Genomic DNA, 23033 nt, shown 5'->3' with positions numbered 1-23033 from the left:
CACAAGGCTGCCCTCAGTCTCAGCAGGGAACGACCACAGAACAGCTTTCTTATTCCGCACGCTCCTCGGGGCCTGCCCAGACTTGCATCAGTCCCAAGACGGGACTAGGATCATGGCATGAGAATAATCGCAATCAGTCACCTGAAGAGCTTTTGGACGAAATACCCGGAATCCGAACAATCTCTTCTCGCTTGGATTGACGAAGTCAGAAATGCAGGATGGAAGGCACCTTCAGACATAAAAGCGCATTTTGCTGCCGCCAGCATTCTCAAAAGTCGCAGAGTTGTATTCAACATCAAGGGCAACGACTTTCGATTGGTTGTCGCTGTCGCTTATCGCTTCGGCGCTGTGTACATAAAATTTGTCGGCACTCACAAGCAGTACGACGCAATTGACGCTGAACGCGTCGAGATGGAGTAACCATGAACATTCGTCCGATTCACACAGACGAGGATTACCGCGCGGCCCTGCGAGGCGTCTCTGCATTGTTCGACGACGAGCCGGAGCCGGGTACTTCTGAGGGCGACTTTTTTGACATTATGATCACGCTGATTGAGGCTTATGAAGCGAAGCAGTTTCCGGTCGATTTACCGAACCCGATTGATGCGATCAAATTTCGTATGGAGCAAGCAGGTTTATCCGCAGCTGATCTGGCTCCAGCCATTGGCCGAACAAACCGTGTTTATGAGGTGCTCAATGGCAAACGAGCCTTGACGCTTCCTATGATCTGGAAACTACACCAGTTATTTGGAATACCAGCAGAAAGCCTCATAAAGCCCATGAAGCAAGCCTGATGGCCCGATTGACGAAACGGCTGAGACCATGACCAAACCCCCGCCCCGCCACGACTGGTTCCACCGCGCCCCCGACGTCAGCGGGCTGCAGCGTTTCGAGGTGTATTTCGCCGGGCATGGTTATGACCTGCACCGTCACGACACGTATGCCATCGGTCATACCCTGGCCGGTGTGCAGAGTTTTCAGTATCGCGGGGGCTGGCGGCACAGCTTGCCCGGCGCGACGATGGTGCTGCACCCGGACGAAGTGCACGATGGCGAGGCGGGTACCGAGACCGGGTTTCAGTACCGGATGATGTACATTGAGCCGGCGCTGATTCAGCAGATGCTTGGCGGTCAGCCGCTACCGTTCATCAAGAACGGACTGTCGGCCGATCCACGTTTGTTTGCGGCCACCAACACGCTGTTGCGCAGTCTCGAATTCCCGCTCGATCCACTGGAAGAGCAGGATGCGCTGTTCGATCTGGCGCATGCGTTGAACCATGAATCCGGCGTCAAGACCGGGCGGCCAAGCTTCGACTACGTGGCGGCGGAGCGCGCTCGGGAATACATGCACAGCGCACTGGACCGCACCGTCACACTGGAAGAACTGGCCAACCACAGTGGTCGCGATCGCTGGAGTCTGTCACGGGATTTTCGTCTGTTGTTCGGCACCAGCCCCTACCGTTACCTGACCATGCGCCGTCTGGATCTGGTTCGCTCGCTGTTGATGCAGGGCCAGTCACTGGTGAGTGCGGCCCTGATCGCCGGTTTCACTGACCAGAGCCATATGACCCGTCAATTCAGCAAGGCCTACGGACTGACGCCGGCGCGCTGGATTAAGATGCACCGCCGCTGAGCGACGCACAATCGTACAAGATGCAAGAAGGGCTGCTGGTTATCGTAGTTTCACGATCAACCAGGAGACCTGTTTCATGAAAGCCTACGAAAGCCTCAACTTCGCCGAGAAAATATCCCGGATCGGCCCACACTGGACGCCGCGCGTTATTGCCGAAATGAACGACTACCAGTTCAAAGTGGTGAAGCTGTTAGGCGACTTCATCTGGCACGACCATCACGACACCGATGAAACCTTCATCGTTCTCGAAGGCCAGTTACGCATCGACTTCCGTGATGGCCAAGTCCTGGTGAATGCAGGGGAAATGTACGTAGTGCCCAAAGGTGTCGAGCACAAACCCTCTGCCGAACAGGAGGTGAAACTCCTGCTGATCGAACCCAGAGGCGTACTCAACACCGGCGACAAGGGTGGCGAACGCACCGCGCAAAATGACGTTTGGATATAACCCTGAAATGCAGTTACGCCGGGCTTATGTCGACAACTGATTGGCAAACTGGCCGACCGCGTTCACTACTTTCTGCGCGCCGTCCTGAATCTCGACGATCACCGTGCCCGCTTCCGCCGCCAGCGCCAGGCCTTGTTCTGCCTGGCGCTGACCGTCGGTCATCAGGGCCACGGCGTTGCGCGCCATGTCCTGATTTTGCCGCACCACTATGACGATCTCGTCGGTCGCCTGGCTGGTGCGCGAGGCCAGTTGACGAACCTCGTCCGCTACCACGGCGAACCCTCGACCCTGCTCACCGGCGCGCGCCGCCTCGATGGCTGCGTTAAGCGCCAGCAGGTTGGTTTGCTCGGCAATGCCGCTGATGGTTTTGACGATGCTGCCAATTACCAGTGACTGCGCATTCAGTGCCTCGATGCCTTCCCCGGCCGTTTGCATGTGCCGCGCCAGATCACGCATGACATCCACCGCCTGAGTCACCACGGCAGTGCCGCGCTGGGCGGTGCTATCAGTGAGTTGCGAGGTGCTGTAGGCAATGGTTGCCGCCTCAGCGACGGCCTGTTCTTGGTTGACCTGATCGGTGATCACCGTGGCGAACTTGACCACTTTGTAGAGCGTGTTGTTGGCGTCGACCACCGGGTTATAGGACGCCTCCAGCCAAACCACCCGACCGTGGCTGTCGACACGCTTGAAGCGGTCGGCCACGAATTCTCCAGCATTCAAGCGACGCCAAAACGCCTGATATTCGGCGCTGTTGTATTCCTGTGGTTCGCAAAACATGCGGTGATGTTTGCCTTTGATCTGCGCCAGGTTGTAACCCATGCCATTGAGAAACCGTTCGTTGGCCGCCAGCACGTTGCCGTCGAGGTCGAACTCGATCACGGCGGTAGACCGCACCAGCGCGCCAATCAGGTTTTCGTGCTCTCGCGACGCTTCAATGGTACGGGTGAGGTCGCTGGAATAAATCGAGAAGTGTTTGATGCGACCATCCTGTGAGCGCACCGGTTGCAGGATCGAGCGCAGCCACGCTTCCTTGCCATTGCCACGCAACAACCGCACGGCGCCGGCAAAATGCTCTCCTCGGGTGAGCGCAGTCTTGAAACGTTGGTAGGCGTCATTGGACTTTACGTGCGCGGGTACGATGTCTTCAAGAGGACGCCCAATCAAATCGCCGCCCTTGTAGAGCATCTCGTCCATGAAGTTCTGATTGACCGAGTGAACACGTCCATCAGGACTCAGGGTCAGGACCAGCATTTCACTGTCCAGACTTTCCTTCACTTGTTGCAGGCTGGAGAGTTCTTCGCGAAGAGCCGTCAGCTCCTGCTTCAAGCGTTTGTTGAACATGGGAAAATACCGATGGCAGGAATGGTAGCCGCTTATAGCTATGCCATCGGCTCGGTAGATCTTTTCTAAAGCGCGCTGCCGGATTGTCCGACAAAATACTGTGCTCAGACAGCCCCGGCAGCGCGGCAGTTTGCAGACAGTGGCATCCGCGCGCCGAAATACGCCGCGCTGCCCACGCCCACTACCCCCATCACCGCCGAGAAGATCACGCAGATCCATGGACTCCAGGGCATCAGACCGATCAGCAGCAGCGGCGTGATACTCGCCCAGGCGGCGTAGGCAATGTTGTAAGTGAATGAAATCCCCGAGACGCGGATCCGCGCCGGAAACAGGCTGATCATCACCGAAGGCACTGCGCCGACCACGCCACAACCCAGGCCGGCAATTGCATAGGCCAGGCCAATCCAGTCACCGCCGGTGATCAGGCAGGTATAAAGCACGCCAATGCCCAGCGGCAGCAACAGGCTGTACAGCATCACTGCGCGCCAGGCGCCGATGCGGTCAACCAGCAACCCCGCCAGCACGCAGCCAATGTTGAGAAAAACAATGCCCAATGCACTCAGGCCAAAGGTGTGACTGGCAGTCATGCCGAAGGTTTTCTGCATCATGGTCGGCGTGATGACCACAAACACCACGACCGCGGAGGTCAGCACGCAGGTCAGGAGCATCGCTGGCAGCATGGCCAGCTGATGCTCACGCAGGACGGTGCGCAATGGCAGTTCGACGGTGGCCTCGCGCTGGGCCTGCAACGCCATGAACACTGGGGTTTCGCTGAGCCAGCGGCGCAACCAGACGCCGAGGATGCCGAACGCGCCGCCGAGCAAAAACGGGTAACGCCAGGCGTAATCGAGAATTTCCTGCGGGGTAAAGGCTTGCGCGAGGAAGGTCGCGGTCAGGGCGCCGATCAGGTAGCCGAACGTTAATCCAGCCTGCAGAAAGCCGAGCGCATAGCCCCGATGCCCGACCGGCGCGTGCTCGGCAACGAATACCCAGGCACTCGGCACTTCGCCGCCCACGGCCGCGCCCTGAAAAATTCGCAGCGCCAGCAGTAACAGCGGGGCGAAATAGCCGATTTGCGCGTAGGTTGGCATGATGCCGATCAGCAGGCACGGCAGCGCCATCATCAAAATGCTTAGGCTGAAGACTTTCTTGCGACCGAGCCGATCGGCGAAATGCGCCATCAGAATCCCGCCCAGTGGCCGCGCCAGATAACCCGTCACGAAAATCCCGAAGCTTTGCAGCAGGCGCAGCCATTCCGGCATTTCCGGCGGGAAGAACAGCTGACTCAGGGTCAGGGCAAAAAATACGAAAATGATGAAATCGTAGATTTCCAGCGCGCCGCCAAGGGCCGCGAGCCCTAGCGTTTTGTAGTCCGAGCGACTGAACGGCGCCGGGCGCGAATCGATTTGGGCTGTCATCAAAAATAACTCTGGCACAGGCTAAAAACCAAGGCGCACATGGTCTACGCAAACGCGCCCACGGACAAGCCGTTAGACCATAGTCATGGAAGGCTGAAAGTTCGTCACAAAACGTGACTGATTGATTTACTGTTGGCACCTGTCCAAACGGCCCTCTGCGGCCCTGAAGACCACAACAAACATAAAAAATCCGAGGTATTCCCGTGGCCGCTGATATCGAAGATAGCCGCTCCGCCCGCTTTGCCCTACGTTGCTCAAGTTTCGCCGAACGCTGGTTCCCCGACTCCTGGGTGTTCGCCGCGCTGGCGGTCATCATCGTCGCGGTTGCCACGCTGTTCATGGGCGCCAAACCGACGGATGCCGCGATGGCCTTCGGCGACGGTTTCTGGAGCCTGATTCCTTTCACCATGCAAATGGCCTTCGTGGTGATTGGCGGTTATGTGGTGGCCAGCTCCCCGCCTGCGGTGAAGCTGATTGATCGCCTCGCGCGCATCCCCAAGAACGGTCGATCCGCAGTGGCGTGGGTGGCGTTGATTTCGATGGTCGCCTCGTTGTTGAACTGGGGCTTGTCGCTGGTGTTCGGCGGCTTACTGGTGCGCGCCCTCGCCCGCCGCACGGATCTGAAAATGGACTACCGTGCCGCTGGCGCTGCGGCCTATCTGGGTCTCGGTGCGGTGTGGGCTTTGGGTTTGTCATCTTCGGCAGCCCAATTGCAGGCCAACCCTGGCAGCCTGCCGCCGTCGATTCTGGCGATCACCGGGGTGATCCCGTTTACCCAGACGATTTTTCTCTGGCAGTCAGGGGTGATGTTGCTGGCACTGATCGTGATCTCGCTGATCATCGCCTATGCCACCGCGCCCGGCCCGAACTCTGCGCGTGATGCCGAAGCCTGTGGTATCGATCCAAGCTTCAATCTGCCGCCGCTGCAGCCGCGCACCCGGCCCGGTGAATGGCTGGAACACAGTCCGCTGCTGATTATTCTGCTGGTACTGCTGGCCGCCGGATGGCTGTTCCACGAGTTCTCGACCAAACCGGCGATCAGTGCGATCTCTGGCCTTAACACTTACAACTTCCTGTTCATCATGCTCGGTGCGCTGCTGCACTGGCGCCCGCGCAGCTTCCTCGATGCAGTGTCACGCGCCGTGCCGACCACCACTGGTGTGCTGATTCAATTCCCGTTATACGGTTCGATTGCCGCACTGATGACCACGGTCAAAGGCAGCGATGCGCAAACGCTGGCGCACCATATCTCGACTTTCTTCGTCAGCATCGCCTCCCACGACACCTATGCGCTGCTGATGGGTGTGTATTCGGCGATCCTCGGTTTCTTCATCCCCTCGGGGGGTGGTAAATGGATCATCGAAGCGCCTTACGTGATGCAAGTGGCCAATGACCTGAACTACCACTTGGGTTGGGCCGTGCAGATCTACAACGCTGCCGAAGCGCTGCCGAACCTGATCAACCCGTTTTACATGTTGCCATTGCTGGGCGTGCTCGGCTTGAAGGCCCGGGACCTGATCGGGTTCTCTTTCGTGCAACTGCTGGTGCACACGCCGCTGGTGCTGTTTCTGCTATGGGCGCTGGGGACGACATTGACGTACACACCGCCGGTGCTGCCTTAAACGCAAAAAAGGGCCGATATTTTTATCGGCCCTGCTTTTTGTTCAGCGCAGTCTGTTTCAGTATGTGCTCGCCCCGCTTCCGGGCTCACACGCTGCAAAGGATCTGAGCATGTTCAAACTCGCAGGAATCACCCTGGCTGCGCTTACCCTGAGCGCCACCGCCCACGCCGATGTCGACCTGAAGCTGGGCAGCACTGAACGCGTCACCCGTCTATTTGCCTATCCCAACAATTGCAGCGTGATCTGCTTTCGCAACTGGACACTGGAGCAGACCGTCGCGCATTACCTGACGCAGAGCGTGCAGCGCGATGGTTACAGCGCCGCGAAGGTGCGGGTCAAAACCGACAACGACCAGCTCTACGTTGAAATCAGCGGCGTACCTGATGGTTACGAAAAGCCGCTGGCCGCACTGCTTGATGCCGGCGACCTCGCCTACAAAGGCGCCAGCAAGCTGAATGCCGACGGCAAGTGGGCCTACAACTGGTATTTGTTCCTGCCGCTGGGCATGGCGTTGGACAATCGCAAGAGCGTCGAACTGCTGCACTTCCCACCCGATTATTCGCTGACCCAGGCGCAGGACTACTTGCGATCGGCGACCACCGATCGTTGGGCCACATTGCTCACCGACAACGGCATCGCCGCAGAACAGACGCCGGGCTACCAGACCATCATCGACATCGCCCCGATTGCCGCACCGTCTAACGCGGGCAAGGATCTGGAAGGCGTGTATGACTATTTCAAGGATTACCAGACCACTATGGTCGACGTCATGAGCCGTAGCGCCAGCGGGGCCGCGTTGCCGATGGTTGCTTTCGGTGCCCCAGTGCGCAATTGGATCAAGCAACAATACGGTCCGACCGTCGACGTTCTTGGCCTGGCGACGATCAGTCCGCGCGATGGGGTGAAAGTGCCGGTGCTGGGCTCCAATCACCCGAGTTATATCTGGTACGCCGCTGATCCGGACAGCTACACCGGTGTTGATGCGCAAGCCAAAGCGGATGCTGCCGGCCTTAAAGTCATGGCACAGGATTTGAGTGCTGCGTGCTGGCAAGCCGCAATGGGCAGCAAACCCGGGAGCGATCCTCAGACTCAGCTGAAAAGCTGTACGCAAACCTGGCAAGTGACGCAAAAAGAGAAAACCTGCGAGCTGTTCCACACCTCGATCCGCAATTTGCCGGCCGAACAAGCGGCCGCCAAGTGCGCAACCTCGTCAGTCCAGTCTGAGCTCGGGCAGCTGCAAGCTCCACTACCCGGCCCCGCCGAATCTTTGCCCCGCCTGTAGAACCAGCCGGACGCACGATCCAAACACTCGCGCAAATAGCTCGGTCTCAACTGTCAGTTCTGTCAGTAGACCCACCGTACCTTTTGCGCGAATCTTGCAGTTAACCCACGTGCTGCAGGGCTGACAGGAAGTCAGCTGACGGAGGTCGCAGCACCCAGTCAACAGGGATTGTTATGAGCGTTAACCACCCGCAGCGATCCTCTCCATCGAACGGCATTTATCCATTTGTGGAACTGCCCCTTCGCCTTGGATTCCCCTCCCGGCAAGACTTTGAAATCATCTGCGACAAGGAAGGTTCAGACACGGCGGTCACAGCCCTGCGCGAATTTCAACGCATCACCCGTATGTGCCGGATTTCCGGGCACCTTTTGCCTTATCGCAGCCGCCACACCCGACAGCTGGCGCCTGGGATTCATATACATGATCCGCACTTCTGCGGTCTGCTCGACCATTCCTGCGACCCCAATGTCTTTATCGACATGAGCGAGTTGTGGATATGGGCGCTCAAGGACATCAAGAAAGGCGAACGCTTGAACATGGATTTCGCGGCGACGGAAGACCAGCTGCAGCGGCAGTTTGCCTGCCACTGCGGCTGCTACAACTGTCGAGGCTGGATCGTCGGCTACGGAGAAGCGCCCAATGCCGAGGGCATGAAGTTCTTCGAGCATTGGCGCCGACTGAACCTGCGCTGAAGATCTTTACTGCGCGTCGACCGGACGCAAACGGTACTGCGCCGGCAACTGCTCGAAGCCACTGATGGTCGCATTCAGGCTTTTCCAGCGACCATCCTTGATGCCGTAGATGCAACCGTGGATCGACAGTTTCTGCCCGCGGTGCCAGGCGTTCTGCACGATGCTGGTGTGCCCGACATTGGCCACTTGCTGGATCACGTTGAGTTCGCAAAGACGATCGACACGTTCCTCTTCGGTCGGCAGCTTCGCCAGCTCTTCGCGCTTCTCGTAATACAGATCGCGAATGGAGCGCAGCCAGCCGTCGATCAGACCCAACTGGCGGTCCTGCATCGAGGCACGCACGCCGCCGCAACCATAGTGGCCGGTAACGAGGATGTGTTTGACCTTGAGCACATCGACCGCATACTGAATCACCGACAGGCAGTTGAGGTCGGTGTGCAGCACCACGTTGGCCACGTTGCGATGGACGAACAGGTCGCCCGGCAGCATGCCGACGATCTCGTTGGCCGGCACGCGGGCATCGGAACAGCCGATCCACAGGAACTCCGGAGTTTGCTGACGGGCCAGCTTGGCGAAGAAGTCAGGATCTTCCTGTTTGATCGCATCGGCCCAACGCGCGTTGTTATCAATCAGATCTTGTAATTCGTTCATGCAATGACGCCTCGTGAATAGTGCGCTGTTCTGACAAACGACCCTTGGTCGGGGTCACGCGCAAGATGCAGATCGCTGTCTTTGCGCTGATCAATATTACGGCGAACCCGCGCTCAATGCCGGTGGAATTCTCGCGCGCTCAGCGGGTCCACCTAGTAAGGCCCACAGTATGAGGAATTGCCATGACTGATTCACGACGTCCTTTTGATGCGACTCAACCCGAGCCTATCGATGACAACGAAGACCGCATGGGCTCGATGCATGAGCTGGATTTCGACGAAGATCAACCCAGCGCAAAAATTGGCGACGAACTGCCGGAGAATGAGCGCGAGCAGCTGATGCCTGAAGAGCGCGTTCGCGAGGCTGGCATGACAGGCGCCTCGACCGCAGACCACGAACCAACTGACGACGACATGAGCCCGGAAACGTTGATTCGTGAGGACGGTGCGCGGGATGCGCGAGAAGCTGGAGAGAGTGAGGCGGCCGATTGGGATTTAAGCATTGTCGATGAAGATGAGATCGGCGGTGGCAACGGGCTGGATGAAGAAGAGCTGGCGCGGCGGGATCCGCTGGACGGAAATCGTTGATCTGATGCTCCACGCACGAGCTGCCGAAGGTACGGGCAGCTCCTACGGGCGATCAATCCACCAAAGTGCAGGCCATGACCACCGCGTCTTCACGCCCACCTACCGCTGGATAATAATCCCGCCGCCGGCCGATCTCGTTGAACCCGTACCGCTCATACAAGCGAAACGCACCGCGGTTGCTGTCGCGCACTTCCAGAAAACACTCCCGCGCCTCTGCCTTGTAGGCGATCGACATCAAGTGCTCCAGCAGCGTCAAACCCAACCCGCGCCCCTGATTCTCCGGTTTGACTGTGATGTTCAGCAGGTGCGCTTCATCGAGAATGATCTGCACCACGCCATGACCGACCTGCTGCTGGCCTTCGAACATTAGCCAGATCTGATACTTGCCCAGACCATCGAGGAAAATCCCTCGGGTCCACGGATGGCTGTACGCCGCGTATTCGATTTTCAGCACAGCGTCGAGATCCGCCTCGGTCATCGGGCGAAACGATACAGCGTCACTCATTTGATTCTTTCCAGCGCGCCATCAGCCGACGCATGGCTTGCCAGACATCAGCCTTACGCTGTGGCTCTTCCATTAATAATTCCAGACCCGGCAGGGCCCAGACCGAGCCCAGGCCTTCGACCTGGAGTTCACGGTTGAAGGATTCTGCATTCGCTTCACCGGCAAACCGCACTGCCGGCAAACCGATCAGCCAGACACACACGCAGGGTGCATCTTCCAGCCGTGCCGAAAGGAAACCCTGCACGAAATCCCGCGCGGCGTCCGGCCCTTGATCCATGGTGCCGCGTGCGAGCAACGGCCAGCGCACCGGTTCGCCGATGATTTGCGGAGCGTCCGGCAGACCGGCGGCGCGCAGCATGTCTTTAAGCAGCAGATACGCAGGATCGCGGGTCTGGAACGTTTCGCCTGTGGGTAACTCCACCAGCAGCAGACACCGCCCGGCGCGCAGCAATTGCAAAGCGAAACGCGGCGGCGGTACGACCGGCGCCTTGGCGACGACGGGCGCCTCTTCTTCCTCGGTTTTGGCGTTGGTGCGCGTGCTCGCCAGCGACGGGCGCGGCACCTCGATTTTCACCCGTTCGGCCGGCTTGACCACGGGCTCCACGGGCGTATCGGCAACCGGCGCGGGGGCCACGGGCACGACGAGCGCCGGTTCGGGCATCTCGAGCAGCTCGGGACGCGACGGCGCGGCAAAGGGCAATTCGGTGCGCGGCAGCCAGTTGACCACCTGCATGGCGGTCAAATAAGCGCGGCGACGGGACTCGATTAACAAAGGTCGGCCACTTGTGGATAACTGAAGTGCGCCGATTCTACCGCCCTTCGCTGAAGATCGCCCGCGCTGTTGATCGATAGACTTCACCGATAGTCTTTGCACCTGTGAAAAATGGCGACAGCCCGTCCCAAGAGTGAATCGCATCGGCCCCGATGCAGTACAATCGCGGCTTTTCTTCGCCAACCAGCCGGCCATTCCGATGATCGAACCCAAGCGCGTCTTGCGCGCCCTCGCTGAACACTGGGCACTTCTGGAGCCACTGTGCGAGCACTTCGACCAAGGCACCCTGAGCCTCAACGAACTGCGCACGCAGCTGTCCGCCCAGCAACTCGACAGTACGCCGCAGGACATCACCAGCCTGCTGGACGTGTGGATCCGTCTCGACATTCTGGTGCCCGTGGCGAAAAGCCCGAACCGCTTCGAGCTCAATGCACAGATCCACGATTTTCTCGCCTACCTGCGCCGTGAACACCGTCTGGGCCTATGCCTGGAAATCGAAGCCTATCTGCGCCACCTCGAGCGCCTGGCCGGTTACATCCAGGACGCCTTCGACATCCGCGACGGCAACGATCTGGCGCGTCAGCTGCGCTTGCTCGACATGCGCGTGCGCGATGTGCTGAAGAAACTCGCCAACGACGAGCAGGCTCTGGTGGCCGTCGCCGAACGTGCGAAGACCAGCGATCGGCAGATCCCGCTGCGTCAGCGTTACGCCGAGGTGCTGGCGACCTGGGATGAATACGTCGAACCGATGATTCAGTTGGTGAACGCCGACGGCGCCTTCGAACAAGGCGTGCGCAAAGTCGAAAACGTTCTGCTGAAAATGCTCACTGAACAGCAGCGCCTCGGTCATCTGGTCGACGACGACATGCTGCTGCGCACCCACGCGCGCATTCTGGAAATGCAGACCAGCGCCCAGCTGACCTTGCGTCATGCCCGCGAGCTGCTGCTGCCATTGCGCGAAGAAGCGCGCCGCCATAACGCGGTGACCCGTGGCGCCGCGCTGGCCTTGGCGGCGATCCGTCGTAAAGGTCTGGATGCGGTGCCGCAAGCGGCGATGCCGATGTTCACCCGGCCGCAAAGTACCTTCCTCGGCAGCGCCAGTCAGGTCGAAGCCTACGTTTACGCCTTGGCACGTTTCGAGCCGAAACCGGCGCGTTTCCCAAAGGCTCATACATCGCGCAAAGGCGAGGCCCCACGCGCGCCTCGCACCGTCCGCGAGATGCTCGATCGCTGCGAAAACGCCCTGCCGATGCCGGACCTGATGACTTGGCTGCTGGAGCAGGAACCGGACGGCGCCACTGACGAATTGCTCTACTGGTTCTCGCGCCTGTCGCGGGAAAAACGCTTCAAACGTGAGCGTCTCGAACGTCGCGATTACCACACTTATGAGCATCAGGTCAGCCTGCGCTCCTTCGCCCTGCTCTCGGCGCGCGATGCCGCCGAGGATTCTGCGAGCGCCCTCCCTGCAGGTACTTCTAATGCAACTTGATCTATCCGAACTGTCCCAGCTGGCGCCGATCTTCCGCGAGCTGTTCAAGGGTTACCACGTCAGCCGCCGCGATCCGGAGCTGTACGCGCAGCTGTCGAACTTCCAGGATCAGTACCGCACGCTGTTCAAGGCGTTGGGCTTTGAACTGGTCTGCGACACCCGCGGTTTCTACTACTTCGTGCCGGACCTGGCCGCCGCAGCCGTCAACAAGACGGCGCAGCGCCTGGCGCTGTTCACGTTCATCCTCGTCGAGCATCTGGCGGATCAGGGCCGTGACCCGATTGCCGTGCTCGACGGTGGCAGCCTTGGCCGTGATGAGCTGCCATCGTTGCTGGAAAAATACCGCGACCTGTTTATCCAGGCCGAAGTGCAGACGGTCGAAGAACTCGAAGAAAAAATCATGCGCCGCATGACCCAGCTCGGTTTTGCCAGCGAAGAGACGGGCATTTACCGGTTCCTGCCGCCGATGCACCGTTTCCTCGATGTCTGCCTGTCGGTTCAACAGGACCGCGATCTGGCAGCCAGCCTGCACAGCGTCCTGCCGTTGCCGGTTCCAGTGCTGATCGATGACGACAGTGATGAAAAATTGCTGGAAACCGATGACCCGTTGGACCTTACGGACTTTGAAGAAGAAAGCGAAGAAGACGCCATGGCCCGTGCCATCGCCGAAGAACAGGAGACCGACGCATGAGCAAGGAACGCTACGGCATTCGCCGCTTCGCCCTTTTGAATACCGCCGGTTACAGCCTGGGCCTGTTTCCGCTGGAAGAACCTTTGTCGGTCTACGGCGCGAACAACCTCGGTAAATCCGCCTCGATCAACGCCTTGCAGTTTCCGATTCTGGCGCGCATGTCGGACATGAGTTTCGGCAAGTACAGCCTCGAACAATCCCGGCGCTTCTACTTCGCCTCGGACACCAGTTACATCCTCGTCGAGGTGTCGCTGCCCCACGGTCCGCATGTGATCGGTGTGGTCGGCCGCGGACCGGGCGGTGGTTTCGGCCACCAGTTCTTTGCCTACGCCGGCAAACTGGATCTCGCGCATTATCAGCAGAACGACACCTGCCTGCGCCAGAAAGAGCTGTTCACCAACCTTGAGCGCGAAGGCCTGAAAGCCTACGAACTCAAGCCGGACGAATTGCGTCGCTTGCTGGTCGGCGGTCACACTTCCATTCCACTGGATCTGACCCTGATCCCGCTGCGCTCCACCAGCGAACAGAGCCTGAAAACCTTCCGCGCCTTGTTCATCAACCTGCTGCACATGCGCGAAATCACGGCGGCCAAGCTCAAGCAATTGTTCCTGGATGCGTTCGAGCACAGCCTGCGTTCCGGCAGCGTCGATTACATTGCCGCGTGTGAAGAAGCTTTCCGCGATGTACGACGCATGGAGCAGGACTACAACTCGCTGGTCACCGCAGGTCCACTGGTTGAAGCGCTTGCTTCAGGCGTTGCACAGCGCAACATTCTGCGCGGCAAATTGCACCGCATCTCGCCATTGCTCGATTCCTTGCTCGGCACCTGGTCGGACTACGCCAGTGCGCGCAAGGAAGAGCTGACGATTCAGGCCGAGCATTACCGCAACGAACAGGACGCGCTACAAAACGATCAGCGCGGCGGTACTCAAGAGCTGATGCGCCTGGAACGGGAAATCAGTGGGATCCAGCGCTGGCTCGGCGAGTTGTCGGTGCTCAAGCACCGCTTCGCGCTGGTGACCGACGTCAAAGTCCTCGAACAGCAACTGCTCGCGGCCAAAGACGCACACGATGAGTTGGCCGGCGCGCTGGCGCAGTCCCGGCAGTTCAGTGCCGAAGACCTCGAAGAACGTCTGCGCGATCTGGAAAAACGCCTGAAGTCGGTCAAACAACAACTCGATCACGCCGACAACAACAGCTACGCGCGTTTGCGTGAGGAGTTCTCGCAACAGGACGTCGAACGCCTGATGCGCCTGTTCAACAGCGCGTTGTTCAGCCTGCCGCTGGGCGAACACGGGATCACGCTGGACGAGGACGGTCAGTGGGTAAAATCCATGGAATTAATCCTCGACGGTTTCAAAGGCGAGCGCTTCGAAGTGCCTGGTCTGTCCATCGACATCACGCACATCGAGCCACCGGCGTTGCAAGCGCTGGCTGACCGCGCAGCGTTGCGCGATCAGAAAGAGCGTCTGGATAAAGAACTCAAACAGTTGAAAACCCAGCAGGCCGTCGCCGCTGACCGCGCCGCGAGCAAGACCCAGACAGAAGCGCTGTATCAGCAAGTGCTCGACGCGCAGAAAGCCCTGGAAGATTTCCGTCGCGCACAAACCCTGAGCGCCGAGGAAGACGACAAGCTCGAACAACTCGCGCAGATGGAAGCCGCCCAGGACGAGTTGAAGCGTTCCAGCGATGCCTTTACCGAACGCGTCCAGCAGCTGTCAGCCAAGCTGCAACTGGTGGGCCGCCAGATCGGCGACATGGAAGCCAAGCAGCGCACCCTCGACGACGCCCTGCGCCGCCGTCAGCTGTTGCCGGCGGACATGCCATTCGGCACGCCGTTCATGGATCCGGTTGACGATTCCATGGACAACCTGCTGCCGCTGCTCAATGACTATCAGGACAGTTGGCAGGGTTTGCTGCGCACCGACGGTCAGATCGACGCGCTGTATGCGCAGATCCGCCTCAAAGGCGTGGCCAAGTTCGACAGCGAAGACGATATGGAGCGTCGCTTGCAATTGCTGATCAACGCTTATGCGCACCGCACCGATGAAGCCCTGACACTCGGCAAGGCACGTCGCGCAGCGGTCACCGATATCGCGCGAACACTGCGTAACATCCGCAGCGACTACGACAGCCTCGAGCACCAGCTGGCGCTGTTCAACCGCGAGATCAACAAGCGTCAGGTCTCCAACCTGCAGAGCTTCCGCATCGTCCTCGCGCCGAACAAGGAAGCCCTCAAGCACATCGACCAGATCATCCACAGCGCCGGGCAATACGAAGAAGGTGAAACCCTGTCCGTGTTCGACCTCAACCAAAGCGCTGATCAGGACAACAAGAACGAAGAGGCCAAGGAATATCTGGCACGCCTTGTTGCGGCGAACCATAATCAGCTCGGTCTCAAGGATCTCTTCGAGCTGGCGTTCGAGATCACCAAGGTCAACGGCACGCCGGTCATTCATACCGACATCGACGGCGCCGCCTCCAACGGCACGACGATGACCATCAAGGCGCTGACCAACATGTACTTGTTGCTGCACTTGATGGACCGCGACCAGGCCGGTCGGGTGCGTTTGCCGTACTACCTCGACGAGGCGGCGGATATCGATGAGAAGAACCAGGCAGCGCTTTTGGAAACCAGTCTGCAACTGGGTTTCGTGCCGATTCTGGCGAGTGTGAAGCCGCAGGTTTGCGCCAGTGTTGCCATCGATCTGGAGGGTGGCAGCGGCCCGAACGGCATCTACATTGATGAGGCGGACTGGAAGTATATTCGTCGTCACGATGAGGTGAAGGCTGTCGTTAGTACTGAAGCGGAGCTGGATGCTGTCTGATTGGGTTTTGAAATCGAAGGTAATAAAAAGGCCGCGATCCAATGGATCGCGGCCTTTCTTTATAGCTTGGGAATTGTGCCGAATTGGGTGGCCCTATCGCGAGCAGGCTCACTCCTACATTTGGAATGCGTTCCCCCTGTGGGAGCTAACCTGCTAGCGATGACGTCAATCCAGACGCCGCCGGATCACTTGCCGATCGGGATCTTCGGCGCCCACGTCAGCCATTCATCCTCGAACTGATCGAACAGCGGGAATGTTTGCTGCGGTCGCGCCGGGTTACCCATGCGCTCACCGTCCGGTGTGGCAAATGCGATGCCGCCCTGAATCAAGGTTTCCAGCGATTCAGTCCTCACTGTCGCGCCCTTGAACAAACTGTAATCGAGCCCGAAACCGCTGGTGTTCCAGAAGCGCGAGCCGCTGCGCACCAACGGCGCGTACTTCGGCTCAATCAGAATATGCACAAGCACACGGTCAGCGGTCTGGCCCAGTTCATAAGCCGTGACCTTGCCCACTGTCACCTCACGATATGTCACCGGAACGCCGGGTTTGAGAGAGCCACGACGCGCAGCGCTTAAGACCAGGCTCAGGCCTGCCTCTTTGTTGACTGCCTCCGGCGGATTGGGCAAGGCCACGAAGTTCTTTTGTGGACCGAGATTTTTAGCCGCTGGTTGCACCTCGATGTACTGCCCGGTCACCAGGGTTTCAAGATTTGATGTCTTGATCAGACCCAATTCAGGTTTAACCACCCAGAACTGACTGCCTACCCGGGCGATTCGCTCAGGCACTTCGGTGATCCGTGCGGTCAGCAGCACCGACTGCAGGTCATCGCTGAGATCCACGTCTTCAATCTTGCCGACATCCAGCCCTTTGAATCTCACCGGAGTACCGCTGCGCAGTCCATCAGCGCGATCGACCTTGATCGTCACGACGGTGCCTTTTTGATTGGCTTCGTCATGGTTCGCGTGCAGACGGAAGCGTGGAATGCGCTTCTGCAGCGGCGCATTGGCCACTGGTGTTTCAAAAGCGATCCCGCCGGCCATCAGGCTTTGTAAAGACTCGCTTTTGACCTGAATGCCACCGGTCAATCCCCCTGTCAGCGTAATGCCGCTAGCATTCCAGAACCGTGTCGAAGCGTTGACCAGCCCCTCGTATTCTTTTTCGATGTGTACGCCGATGACCAGCTGCTTTTTGGTGCGGGAGAACTGGTAGCTCTGCACCGAACCCACTTTGACCTGCTTGTAGAGAATCGGGCTGCCGACTTCCAGCGAGCCCAGGTTTTCGGTAAACAAGACCAAGTGCAGACCCGGCGAACGCAGGTCGAGCGGCGGCGCTTTCGGCCTGGCAACAAATTCGCGTTGCGGAGCGGCGCCTTTGTCACCCGGGCGAATGGCGATGTAGTTACCTTTGACCAACGCCTCCAGCCCCGTGATGCCGGCCAGAGAAATCGACGGTTTCACCACCCAGAACTGCGTACCGTCAACCAGATAGTCTTCGGCCAGCGGATCGAGTGTCAATTCGGCCGTGGCGGTGGAAAGATCCGGATCGACCTTCAGCGCTTTCAAATTGCCGACCTGAATCCCTTTGTACATGACCGGCGTGCGATTTGCCTGTAGGCCTTCGAAATCGCTGAGTTTGACCTTCACGCGAATACCGGCGGCGGCTGCATCAAAGTCTTCATAAAGCCGAAATGGCAGGCTCGGATCGGTGGCCGGACTGTCCTTGCGGTTTTCCGGGGTAGCGAAAGCGATGCCACCGGCTACGATGCTGGCCAGCGACTCACTGCGTACTTTCACACCCGACAGATTGGCGTCGATGCTAATGCCGCTGGCGTTCCAGAAACGCGTGTGTTTGCGCACCAGCTTGGCGTAGGTCGGTTCGATAAATACCTTGAGTTCAACAGTGCTCTGGTCTTCAGACAGCAAGTAGCTTTTGACCTGGCCTACTTTGATCTGCTTGTAAAACACCGGGCTGCCGCGATTCAGCGATCCGAGGCGATCAGCTTTGATGGTCAGGTGCAGGCCAGGTTGCGCATCGGACAGCGGCGGCTCTTCGGCGAGCGCCTTGAACTTGCGGATCGGCTCACCTTCGCCTGGGCTGATCGCAACGTAATTGCCTGACACCAGCGTTTCCAGACCCGTGATACCGGCCAGGGTCACGCTCGGTTTAACCAGCCAGAAGCGCGTGCTGGTCTTGAGGTATTGCTCTACGTCCTTGTTCATCTCGACGGTGGCGATCACACCTTTGGAGGTGCCTTCGTCATCAAGCTTGAGTGTTTTTACCTTGCCAACTGACATGCCCTTATAGACGACTTCGGTTTTGTTGGCTTGAATGCCTTCACCGCTCTCGAAACGAACTTGAATCTCGATGCCGGTTTCATTATAGGCACGCCAGCCAAGCCAGCCGCCGATGACCAGGGCGATCAGTGGCAACACCCAGATGGCAGACCAGTTGGAGGCCGGTCGGGTTTTCGCTGTAGGCAAATCAGTCATGGTCGTCGTCCGACTCCGTGTTATCCCAAATCAGTCGGGGATCGAAAGTTACTGCGGCAAGCATCGTCAGTATCACCACACTGGCGAAGGCGATGGCGCCAAGATTGGCTTCGACGCTGGCAAGGCGACCGAAATTCACAACCGCCACCAGAATGGCGATCACAAAGATGTCGAGCATCGACCATCGGCCGATGAACTCGATGAAGCGGTACATCCAGACACGCTGGCGCGCCGATAGCGGTTGATGGCGTTGCACGGAGAACAGCAGCAATGCGAGGCCCACCAATTTGAATGTGGGAACCAGAATGCTGGCGATGAATACCACTGCTGCAATAGGGATCATGCCGTGTTGAGCTAATTCGATCACGCCAGACATGATGGTGCTGGGATCCCCCTTGCCTAACGAAGTGACCGTCATGATCGGTAGCATGTTGGCAGGGATATAAAGAATTGCCGCGGTGATCAGCAGCGCCCAAGTACGAGCAAGGCAATTCGGGCGTCGGGCATGAACCACCGCGCCACAGCGAGTGCAGTTTTGCTCTTCGGTGTCTGCTTCCTGCTTGTTCAATTCATGACATTCAGTGCAAATCAGAATGCCGGCATCAATCGCCCGCATGGGCATCCTCTCCTGACAAAGCCTGCCAGATCTGATGAGGTGACATCGCAACCTCCAGCCAGACCTGAACCAACAACAAACTGATAAAACACGCGAGCCCGAGTCCTACGGTGATCGCGGCCATGTCCGCAAGTTTGACAATCGCAACCAGGACACCCATGAGGTATACCTCAAGCATCCCCCAATCCCGTAGATGGTGGTACATACGGTAAAGGAGCAGGCCGTAACTGCGGCCAACATCGAAACGGATTGTCAGCAATACGGCCAGCTGACAGAGCAGTTTGATCAATGGGATCGCCATGCTGCATAGAAACACGACCAAAGAGACGCCGTGCATGCCGCTATCGAACAGGCCGACCACACCGGTCCATACCGTGTCTTGCGACGACTGTCCGAGTAGATTGAGCTCCATGATCGGTAAAAAGTTCGCCGGGATGTATAACAACAGAGCGGCGATGACCAGAGCGAGGCTGCGTTGCACGACGTTGTGTCTTTGCGCATAAAGCTCGAAGCCGCACCGCGGACACTCGGCCTTCTCGCCACGGGAGAGCTGCGGCTTGCGCATCAGCAAGTCGCACTCATGGCACGCTACCAACGCATCCAGCGGTAATTCTGACAGCCCTGAGGCGTCAACCTTAACTGGCATAAAGGCTCTGACTCCGAAAATGTTGCGACCTATTCTAGTGTCATGACTCAAAAATAACTGTGCAAATTTGTGCGATTGAATTTTGTTTCGGCCAAAACAAAACCCCTACCTGCATACGCAGATAGGGGTTTCGGAATTTAATCTTGACGATGACCTACTCTCACATGGGGAAACCCCACACTACCATCGGCGATGCATCGTTTCACTGCTGAGTTCGGGATGGGATCAGGTGGTTCCAATGCTCTATGGTCGTCAAGAAATTCGGGTACTGAGTCGTGGCCAGCTGGCCGCGCTTCAGCAAATTGGGTATGTGACAGCTTTCGGTGTTTGTGAGCATCGAACTTTCGGTTCATCTCGTCTTCACACACCGCAATCTGGTGCTCATTAGAGCAAGCAAATTGCTTGGGTGTTATATGGTCAAGCCTCACGGGCAATTAGTATTGGTTAGCTCAACGCCTCACAGCGCTTACACACCCAACCTATCAACGTCGTAGTCTTCGACGGCCCTTCAGGGGACTCAAGGTCCCAGTGAGATCTCATCTTGAGGCTAGTTTCCCGCTTAGATGCTTTCAGCGGTTATCTATTCCGAACATAGCTACCCGGCAATGCCACTGGCGTGACAACCGGAACACCAGAGGTTCGTCCACTCCGGTCCTCTCGTACTAGGAGCAGCCCCTCTCAAATCTCAAACGTCCACGGCAGATAGGGACCGAACTGTCTCACGACGTTCTAAACCCAGCTCGCGTACCACTTTAAATGGCGAACAGCCATACCCTTGGGACCGGCTTCAGCCCCAGGATGTGATGAGCCGACATCGAGGTGCCAAACACCGCCGTCGATATGAACTCTTGGGCGGTATCAGCCTGTTATCCCCGGAGTACCTTTTATCCGTTGAGCGATGGCCCTTCCATACAGAACCACCGGATCACTAAGACCTACTTTCGTACCTGCTCGACGTGTCTGTCTCGCAGTCAAGCGCGCTTTTGCCTTTATACTCTACGACCGATTTCCGACCGGTCTGAGCGCACCTTCGTACTCCTCCGTTACTCTTTAGGAGGAGACCGCCCCAGTCAAACTACCCACCATACACTGTCCTCGATCCGGATAACGGACCTGAGTTAGAACCTCAAAGTTGCCAGGGTGGTATTTCAAGGTTGGCTCCACGCGAACTGGCGTCCACGCTTCAAAGCCTCCCACCTATCCTACACAAGCAAATTCAAAGTCCAGTGCAAAGCTATAGTAAAGGTTCACGGGGTCTTTCCGTCTAGCCGCGGATACACTGCATCTTCACAGCGATTTCAATTTCACTGAGTCTCGGGTGGAGACAGCGCCGCCATCGTTACGCCATTCGTGCAGGTCGGAACTTACCCGACAAGGAATTTCGCTACCTTAGGACCGTTATAGTTACGGCCGCCGTTTACCGGGGCTTCGATCAAGAGCTTCGCGTTAGCTAACCCCATCAATTAACCTTCCGGCACCGGGCAGGCGTCACACCCTATACGTCCACTTTCGTGTTTGCAGAGTGCTGTGTTTTTAATAAACAGTCGCAGCGGCCTGGTATCTTCGACCGGCATGAGCTTACGGAGCAAGTCCTTCACCCTCACCGGCGCACCTTCTCCCGAAGTTACGGTGCCATTTTGCCTAGTTCCTTCACCCGAGTTCTCTCAAGCGCCTTGGTATTCTCTACCCAACCACCTGTGTCGGTTTGGGGTACGGTTCCTGGTTACCTGAAGCTTAGAAGCTTTTCTTGGAAGCATGGCATCAACCACTTCGTGTTCTAAAAGAACACTCGTCATCAGCTCTCGGCCTTAAGATCCCGGATTTACCTAAGATCTCAGCCTACCACCTTAAACTTGGACAACCAACGCCAAGCTGGCCTAGCCTTCTCCGTCCCTCCATCGCAATAACCAGAAGTACAGGAATATTAACCTGTTTTCCATCGACTACGCTTTTCAGCCTCGCCTTAGGGACCGACTAACCCTGCGTCGATTAACGTTGCGCAGGAAACCTTGGTCTTTCGGCGTGGGTGTTTTTCACACCCATTGTCGTTACTCATGTCAGCATTCGCACTTCTGATACCTCCAGCAAGCTTCTCAACTCACCTTCACAGGCTTACAGAACGCTCCTCTACCGCATCACCTAAGTGATACCCGTAGCTTCGGTGTATGGTTTGAGCCCCGTTACATCTTCCGCGCAGGCCGACTCGACTAGTGAGCTATTACGCTTTCTTTAAAGGGTGGCTGCTTCTAAGCCAACCTCCTAGCTGTCTAAGCCTTCCCACATCGTTTCCCACTTAACCATAACTTTGGGACCTTAGCTGACGGTCTGGGTTGTTTCCCTTTTCACGACGGACGTTAGCACCCGCCGTGTGTCTCCCATGCTCGGCACTTGTAGGTATTCGGAGTTTGCATCGGTTTGGTAAGTCGGGATGACCCCCTAGCCGAAACAGTGCTCTACCCCCTACAGTGATACATGAGGCGCTACCTAAATAGCTTTCGAGGAGAACCAGCTATCTCCGAGCTTGATTAGCCTTTCACTCCGATCCACAGGTCATCCGCTAACTTTTCAACGGTAGTCGGTTCGGTCCTCCAGTTAGTGTTACCCAACCTTCAACCTGCCCATGGATAGATCGCCCGGTTTCGGGTCTATTCCCAGCGACTAGACGCCCTATTAAGACTCGCTTTCGCTACGCCTCCCCTATTCGGTTAAGCTCGCCACTGAAAATAAGTCGCTGACCCATTATACAAAAGGTACGCAGTCACCCAACAAAGTGGGCTCCCACTGCTTGTACGCATACGGTTTCAGGATCTATTTCACTCCCCTCTCCGGGGTTCTTTTCGCCTTTCCCTCACGGTACTAGTTCACTATCGGTCAGTCAGTAGTATTTAGCCTTGGAGGATGGTCCCCCCATATTCAGACAAAGTTTCTCGTGCTCCGTCCTACTCGATTTCATGACTAAGAGATTTTCGCGTACAGGGCTATCACCCACTATGGCCGTACTTTCCAGAACGTTCCGCTAATCTCAAAGCCACTTAAGGGCTAGTCCCCGTTCGCTCGCCACTACTAAGGGAATCTCGGTTGATTTCTTTTCCTCAGGGTACTTAGATGTTTCAGTTCCCCTGGTTCGCTTCTTAAGCCTATGTATTCAGCTTAAGATACCTAACTTATGTTAGGTGGGTTCCCCCATTCAGACATCTCCGGATCAAAGTCTGTTTGCCGACTCCCCGAAGCTTTTCGCAGGCTACCACGTCTTTCATCGCCTCTGACTGCCAAGGCATCCACCGTATGCGCTTCTTCACTTGACCATATAACCCCAAGCAATCTGGT

Annotated in this window: 18 protein-coding genes, 2 rRNA genes and 2 pseudogenes; 11 read left to right on the top strand and 11 right to left on the bottom strand. The window is 57.6% G+C overall.

Features of this window, described 5'->3' with window-relative positions; translation table 11 throughout:
* The first annotated feature begins 117 nt into the window (after positions 1-117).
* The 4 genes from ACYZTS_RS11965 (at position 118) to ACYZTS_RS11950 (ending at position 2077) form a co-directional block, all read left to right on the top strand.
* On the top strand, positions 118-420 hold the full coding sequence (locus ACYZTS_RS11965; protein ID WP_461996075.1) for a type II toxin-antitoxin system HigB family toxin: 303 nt from the start codon (positions 118-120) through the stop codon (positions 418-420).
* A gap of 2 nt (positions 421-422) precedes the next feature.
* On the top strand, positions 423-794 hold the full coding sequence (locus tag ACYZTS_RS11960) for a helix-turn-helix domain-containing protein (protein ID WP_028624726.1): 372 nt from the start codon (positions 423-425) through the stop codon (positions 792-794).
* Positions 795-822: 28 nt separating this feature from the next.
* Positions 823-1632 (top strand): AraC family transcriptional regulator, encoded by an 810-nt coding sequence (locus ACYZTS_RS11955; protein ID WP_461996072.1) that lies wholly within the window; start codon positions 823-825, stop codon positions 1630-1632.
* Positions 1633-1708: 76 nt separating this feature from the next.
* Positions 1709-2077 carry a cupin domain-containing protein gene (locus tag ACYZTS_RS11950; RefSeq protein ID WP_028624728.1) on the top strand — a complete coding sequence of 123 codons (369 nt, stop codon included), beginning with the start codon at positions 1709-1711 and terminating at the stop codon, positions 2075-2077.
* A gap of 24 nt (positions 2078-2101) precedes the next feature.
* Here ACYZTS_RS11950 and ACYZTS_RS11945 read toward each other — a convergent pair.
* The 3 genes and pseudogenes from ACYZTS_RS11945 to ACYZTS_RS11935 all read right to left on the bottom strand — a co-directional run.
* Positions 2102-2536, bottom strand: a pseudogene (locus ACYZTS_RS11945) (methyl-accepting chemotaxis protein); the annotation flags it as partial.
* A gap of 105 nt (positions 2537-2641) precedes the next feature.
* Positions 2642-3328 (bottom strand): annotated as a pseudogene (locus ACYZTS_RS11940) (PAS domain-containing protein); the annotation flags it as partial.
* A gap of 194 nt (positions 3329-3522) precedes the next feature.
* A complete protein-coding gene (locus ACYZTS_RS11935; RefSeq protein WP_461996070.1) occupies positions 3523-4836 on the bottom strand; it encodes an MFS transporter in 1314 nt (437 codons plus the stop codon).
* Between the two features lie 203 nt (positions 4837-5039).
* On the opposite strand from ACYZTS_RS11935, the gene ACYZTS_RS11930 reads away from it, so the two are divergent.
* From ACYZTS_RS11930 to ACYZTS_RS11920, 3 genes are all read left to right on the top strand, one after another.
* On the top strand, positions 5040-6458 hold the full coding sequence (locus ACYZTS_RS11930; RefSeq protein ID WP_461996068.1) for a short-chain fatty acid transporter: 1419 nt from the start codon (positions 5040-5042) through the stop codon (positions 6456-6458).
* Positions 6459-6567: 109 nt separating this feature from the next.
* Positions 6568-7740 (top strand): hypothetical protein, encoded by a 1173-nt coding sequence (locus tag ACYZTS_RS11925; RefSeq protein ID WP_461996066.1) that lies wholly within the window; start codon positions 6568-6570, stop codon positions 7738-7740.
* A 173-nt stretch (positions 7741-7913) separates the two neighbouring features.
* Complete coding sequence (locus tag ACYZTS_RS11920; RefSeq protein WP_461996064.1) at positions 7914-8432, top strand: SET domain-containing protein-lysine N-methyltransferase; 519 nt, start codon at positions 7914-7916, stop codon at positions 8430-8432.
* A 6-nt stretch (positions 8433-8438) separates the two neighbouring features.
* Here the strand turns inward: ACYZTS_RS11920 and can are convergent, their stop codons facing one another.
* The gene (can, locus tag ACYZTS_RS11915; RefSeq protein WP_028624734.1) at positions 8439-9083 is read right to left on the bottom strand and encodes a carbonate dehydratase; all 645 of its coding nucleotides are present in this window, start codon (positions 9081-9083) and stop codon (positions 8439-8441) included.
* Between the two features lie 182 nt (positions 9084-9265).
* Between can and ACYZTS_RS11910 the strand changes: the two genes are divergently transcribed.
* Positions 9266-9670, top strand: a complete 405-nt coding sequence (locus ACYZTS_RS11910; protein ID WP_461996061.1) for a serine kinase/phosphatase — start codon at positions 9266-9268, stop codon at positions 9668-9670.
* Between the two features lie 52 nt (positions 9671-9722).
* On the opposite strand, the gene rimI is transcribed toward ACYZTS_RS11910, so the two are convergent.
* Complete coding sequence (gene rimI / locus ACYZTS_RS11905) at positions 9723-10175, bottom strand: ribosomal protein S18-alanine N-acetyltransferase (RefSeq protein ID WP_028624736.1); 453 nt, start codon at positions 10173-10175, stop codon at positions 9723-9725.
* Positions 10168-10908: an energy transducer TonB gene (locus ACYZTS_RS11900; protein WP_461996421.1), complete on the bottom strand. Its 741-nt coding sequence runs from the start codon at positions 10906-10908 to the stop codon at positions 10168-10170. Before ACYZTS_RS11900 ends, rimI begins: the two co-directional genes overlap by 8 nt.
* A 238-nt stretch (positions 10909-11146) precedes the next feature.
* Here ACYZTS_RS11900 and mksB point away from each other — a divergent pair, with 238 nt between their 5' ends.
* Genes mksB through mksF form a run of 3 tightly spaced genes read left to right on the top strand, consistent with a single transcriptional unit; the run spans position 11147 to position 15955 of the window.
* Positions 11147-12436, top strand: coding sequence for an Mks condensin complex protein MksB (gene mksB, locus ACYZTS_RS11895; RefSeq protein WP_461996059.1), 1290 nt, complete (start codon positions 11147-11149; stop codon positions 12434-12436).
* Complete coding sequence (mksE, locus tag ACYZTS_RS11890; RefSeq protein ID WP_461996057.1) at positions 12426-13127, top strand: Mks condensin complex protein MksE; 702 nt, start codon at positions 12426-12428, stop codon at positions 13125-13127. The genes mksB and mksE overlap by 11 nt, the downstream gene beginning before the upstream one ends.
* Positions 13124-15955 carry an Mks condensin complex protein MksF gene (gene mksF / locus ACYZTS_RS11885; RefSeq protein WP_461996055.1) on the top strand — a complete coding sequence of 944 codons (2832 nt, stop codon included), beginning with the start codon at positions 13124-13126 and terminating at the stop codon, positions 15953-15955. Before mksE ends, mksF begins: the two co-directional genes overlap by 4 nt.
* Positions 15956-16140: 185 nt before the next feature.
* Here mksF and ACYZTS_RS11880 read toward each other — a convergent pair whose 3' ends face one another.
* The 5 genes from ACYZTS_RS11880 to ACYZTS_RS11860 all read right to left on the bottom strand — a co-directional run bounded on the left by ACYZTS_RS11880 (position 16141) and on the right by ACYZTS_RS11860 (position 23011).
* Positions 16141-18444, bottom strand: coding sequence for a PqiB family protein (locus ACYZTS_RS11880; RefSeq protein WP_461996054.1), 2304 nt, complete (start codon positions 18442-18444; stop codon positions 16141-16143).
* On the bottom strand, positions 18437-19060 hold the full coding sequence (locus ACYZTS_RS11875) for a paraquat-inducible protein A (RefSeq protein WP_028624742.1): 624 nt from the start codon (positions 19058-19060) through the stop codon (positions 18437-18439). The genes ACYZTS_RS11880 and ACYZTS_RS11875 overlap by 8 nt, the downstream gene beginning before the upstream one ends.
* Complete coding sequence (locus ACYZTS_RS11870; RefSeq protein WP_028624743.1) at positions 19047-19706, bottom strand: paraquat-inducible protein A; 660 nt, start codon at positions 19704-19706, stop codon at positions 19047-19049. Before ACYZTS_RS11870 ends, ACYZTS_RS11875 begins: the two co-directional genes overlap by 14 nt.
* Positions 19707-19847: 141 nt before the next feature.
* Positions 19848-19963, bottom strand: a 5S ribosomal RNA gene (gene rrf / locus ACYZTS_RS11865).
* Positions 19964-20119: 156 nt separating this feature from the next.
* Positions 20120-23011: ribosomal RNA gene (locus ACYZTS_RS11860) — 23S ribosomal RNA — on the bottom strand.
* Positions 23012-23033 lie beyond the last annotated feature (22 nt).

It is taken from the genome of Pseudomonas sp. TMB3-21 (genome assembly GCF_054898145.1).
This window is presented reverse-complemented; position numbering and strand designations above follow the sequence as displayed.

Excerpts from the sequence above, each read along its gene's own strand:
- mksF (WP_461996055.1), top strand. The coding sequence starts at position 13,124 with ATGAGCAAGGAACGCTACGGCATTCGCCGCTTCGCCCTTTTGAATACC.
- ACYZTS_RS11925 (WP_461996066.1), top strand. The coding sequence starts at position 6,568 with ATGTTCAAACTCGCAGGAATCACCCTGGCTGCGCTTACCCTGAGCGCC.
- ACYZTS_RS11955 (WP_461996072.1), top strand. The coding sequence starts at position 823 with ATGACCAAACCCCCGCCCCGCCACGACTGGTTCCACCGCGCCCCCGAC.
- ACYZTS_RS11910 (WP_461996061.1), top strand. The coding sequence starts at position 9,266 with ATGACTGATTCACGACGTCCTTTTGATGCGACTCAACCCGAGCCTATC.
- ACYZTS_RS11935 (WP_461996070.1), bottom strand. The coding sequence starts at position 4,836 with ATGACAGCCCAAATCGATTCGCGCCCGGCGCCGTTCAGTCGCTCGGAC.
- ACYZTS_RS11875 (WP_028624742.1), bottom strand. The coding sequence starts at position 19,060 with ATGCGGGCGATTGATGCCGGCATTCTGATTTGCACTGAATGTCATGAA.
- ACYZTS_RS11900 (WP_461996421.1), bottom strand. The coding sequence starts at position 10,908 with ATGCAGGTGGTCAACTGGCTGCCGCGCACCGAATTGCCCTTTGCCGCG.
- ACYZTS_RS11870 (WP_028624743.1), bottom strand. The coding sequence starts at position 19,706 with ATGCCAGTTAAGGTTGACGCCTCAGGGCTGTCAGAATTACCGCTGGAT.
- mksB (WP_461996059.1), top strand. The coding sequence starts at position 11,147 with ATGATCGAACCCAAGCGCGTCTTGCGCGCCCTCGCTGAACACTGGGCA.
- mksE (WP_461996057.1), top strand. The coding sequence starts at position 12,426 with ATGCAACTTGATCTATCCGAACTGTCCCAGCTGGCGCCGATCTTCCGC.
- ACYZTS_RS11880 (WP_461996054.1), bottom strand. The coding sequence starts at position 18,444 with ATGACTGATTTGCCTACAGCGAAAACCCGACCGGCCTCCAACTGGTCT.
- ACYZTS_RS11960 (WP_028624726.1), top strand. The coding sequence starts at position 423 with ATGAACATTCGTCCGATTCACACAGACGAGGATTACCGCGCGGCCCTG.
- can (WP_028624734.1), bottom strand. The coding sequence starts at position 9,083 with ATGAACGAATTACAAGATCTGATTGATAACAACGCGCGTTGGGCCGAT.
- ACYZTS_RS11950 (WP_028624728.1), top strand. The coding sequence starts at position 1,709 with ATGAAAGCCTACGAAAGCCTCAACTTCGCCGAGAAAATATCCCGGATC.
- ACYZTS_RS11965 (WP_461996075.1), top strand. The coding sequence starts at position 118 with ATGAGAATAATCGCAATCAGTCACCTGAAGAGCTTTTGGACGAAATAC.
- ACYZTS_RS11920 (WP_461996064.1), top strand. The coding sequence starts at position 7,914 with ATGAGCGTTAACCACCCGCAGCGATCCTCTCCATCGAACGGCATTTAT.
- rimI (WP_028624736.1), bottom strand. The coding sequence starts at position 10,175 with ATGAGTGACGCTGTATCGTTTCGCCCGATGACCGAGGCGGATCTCGAC.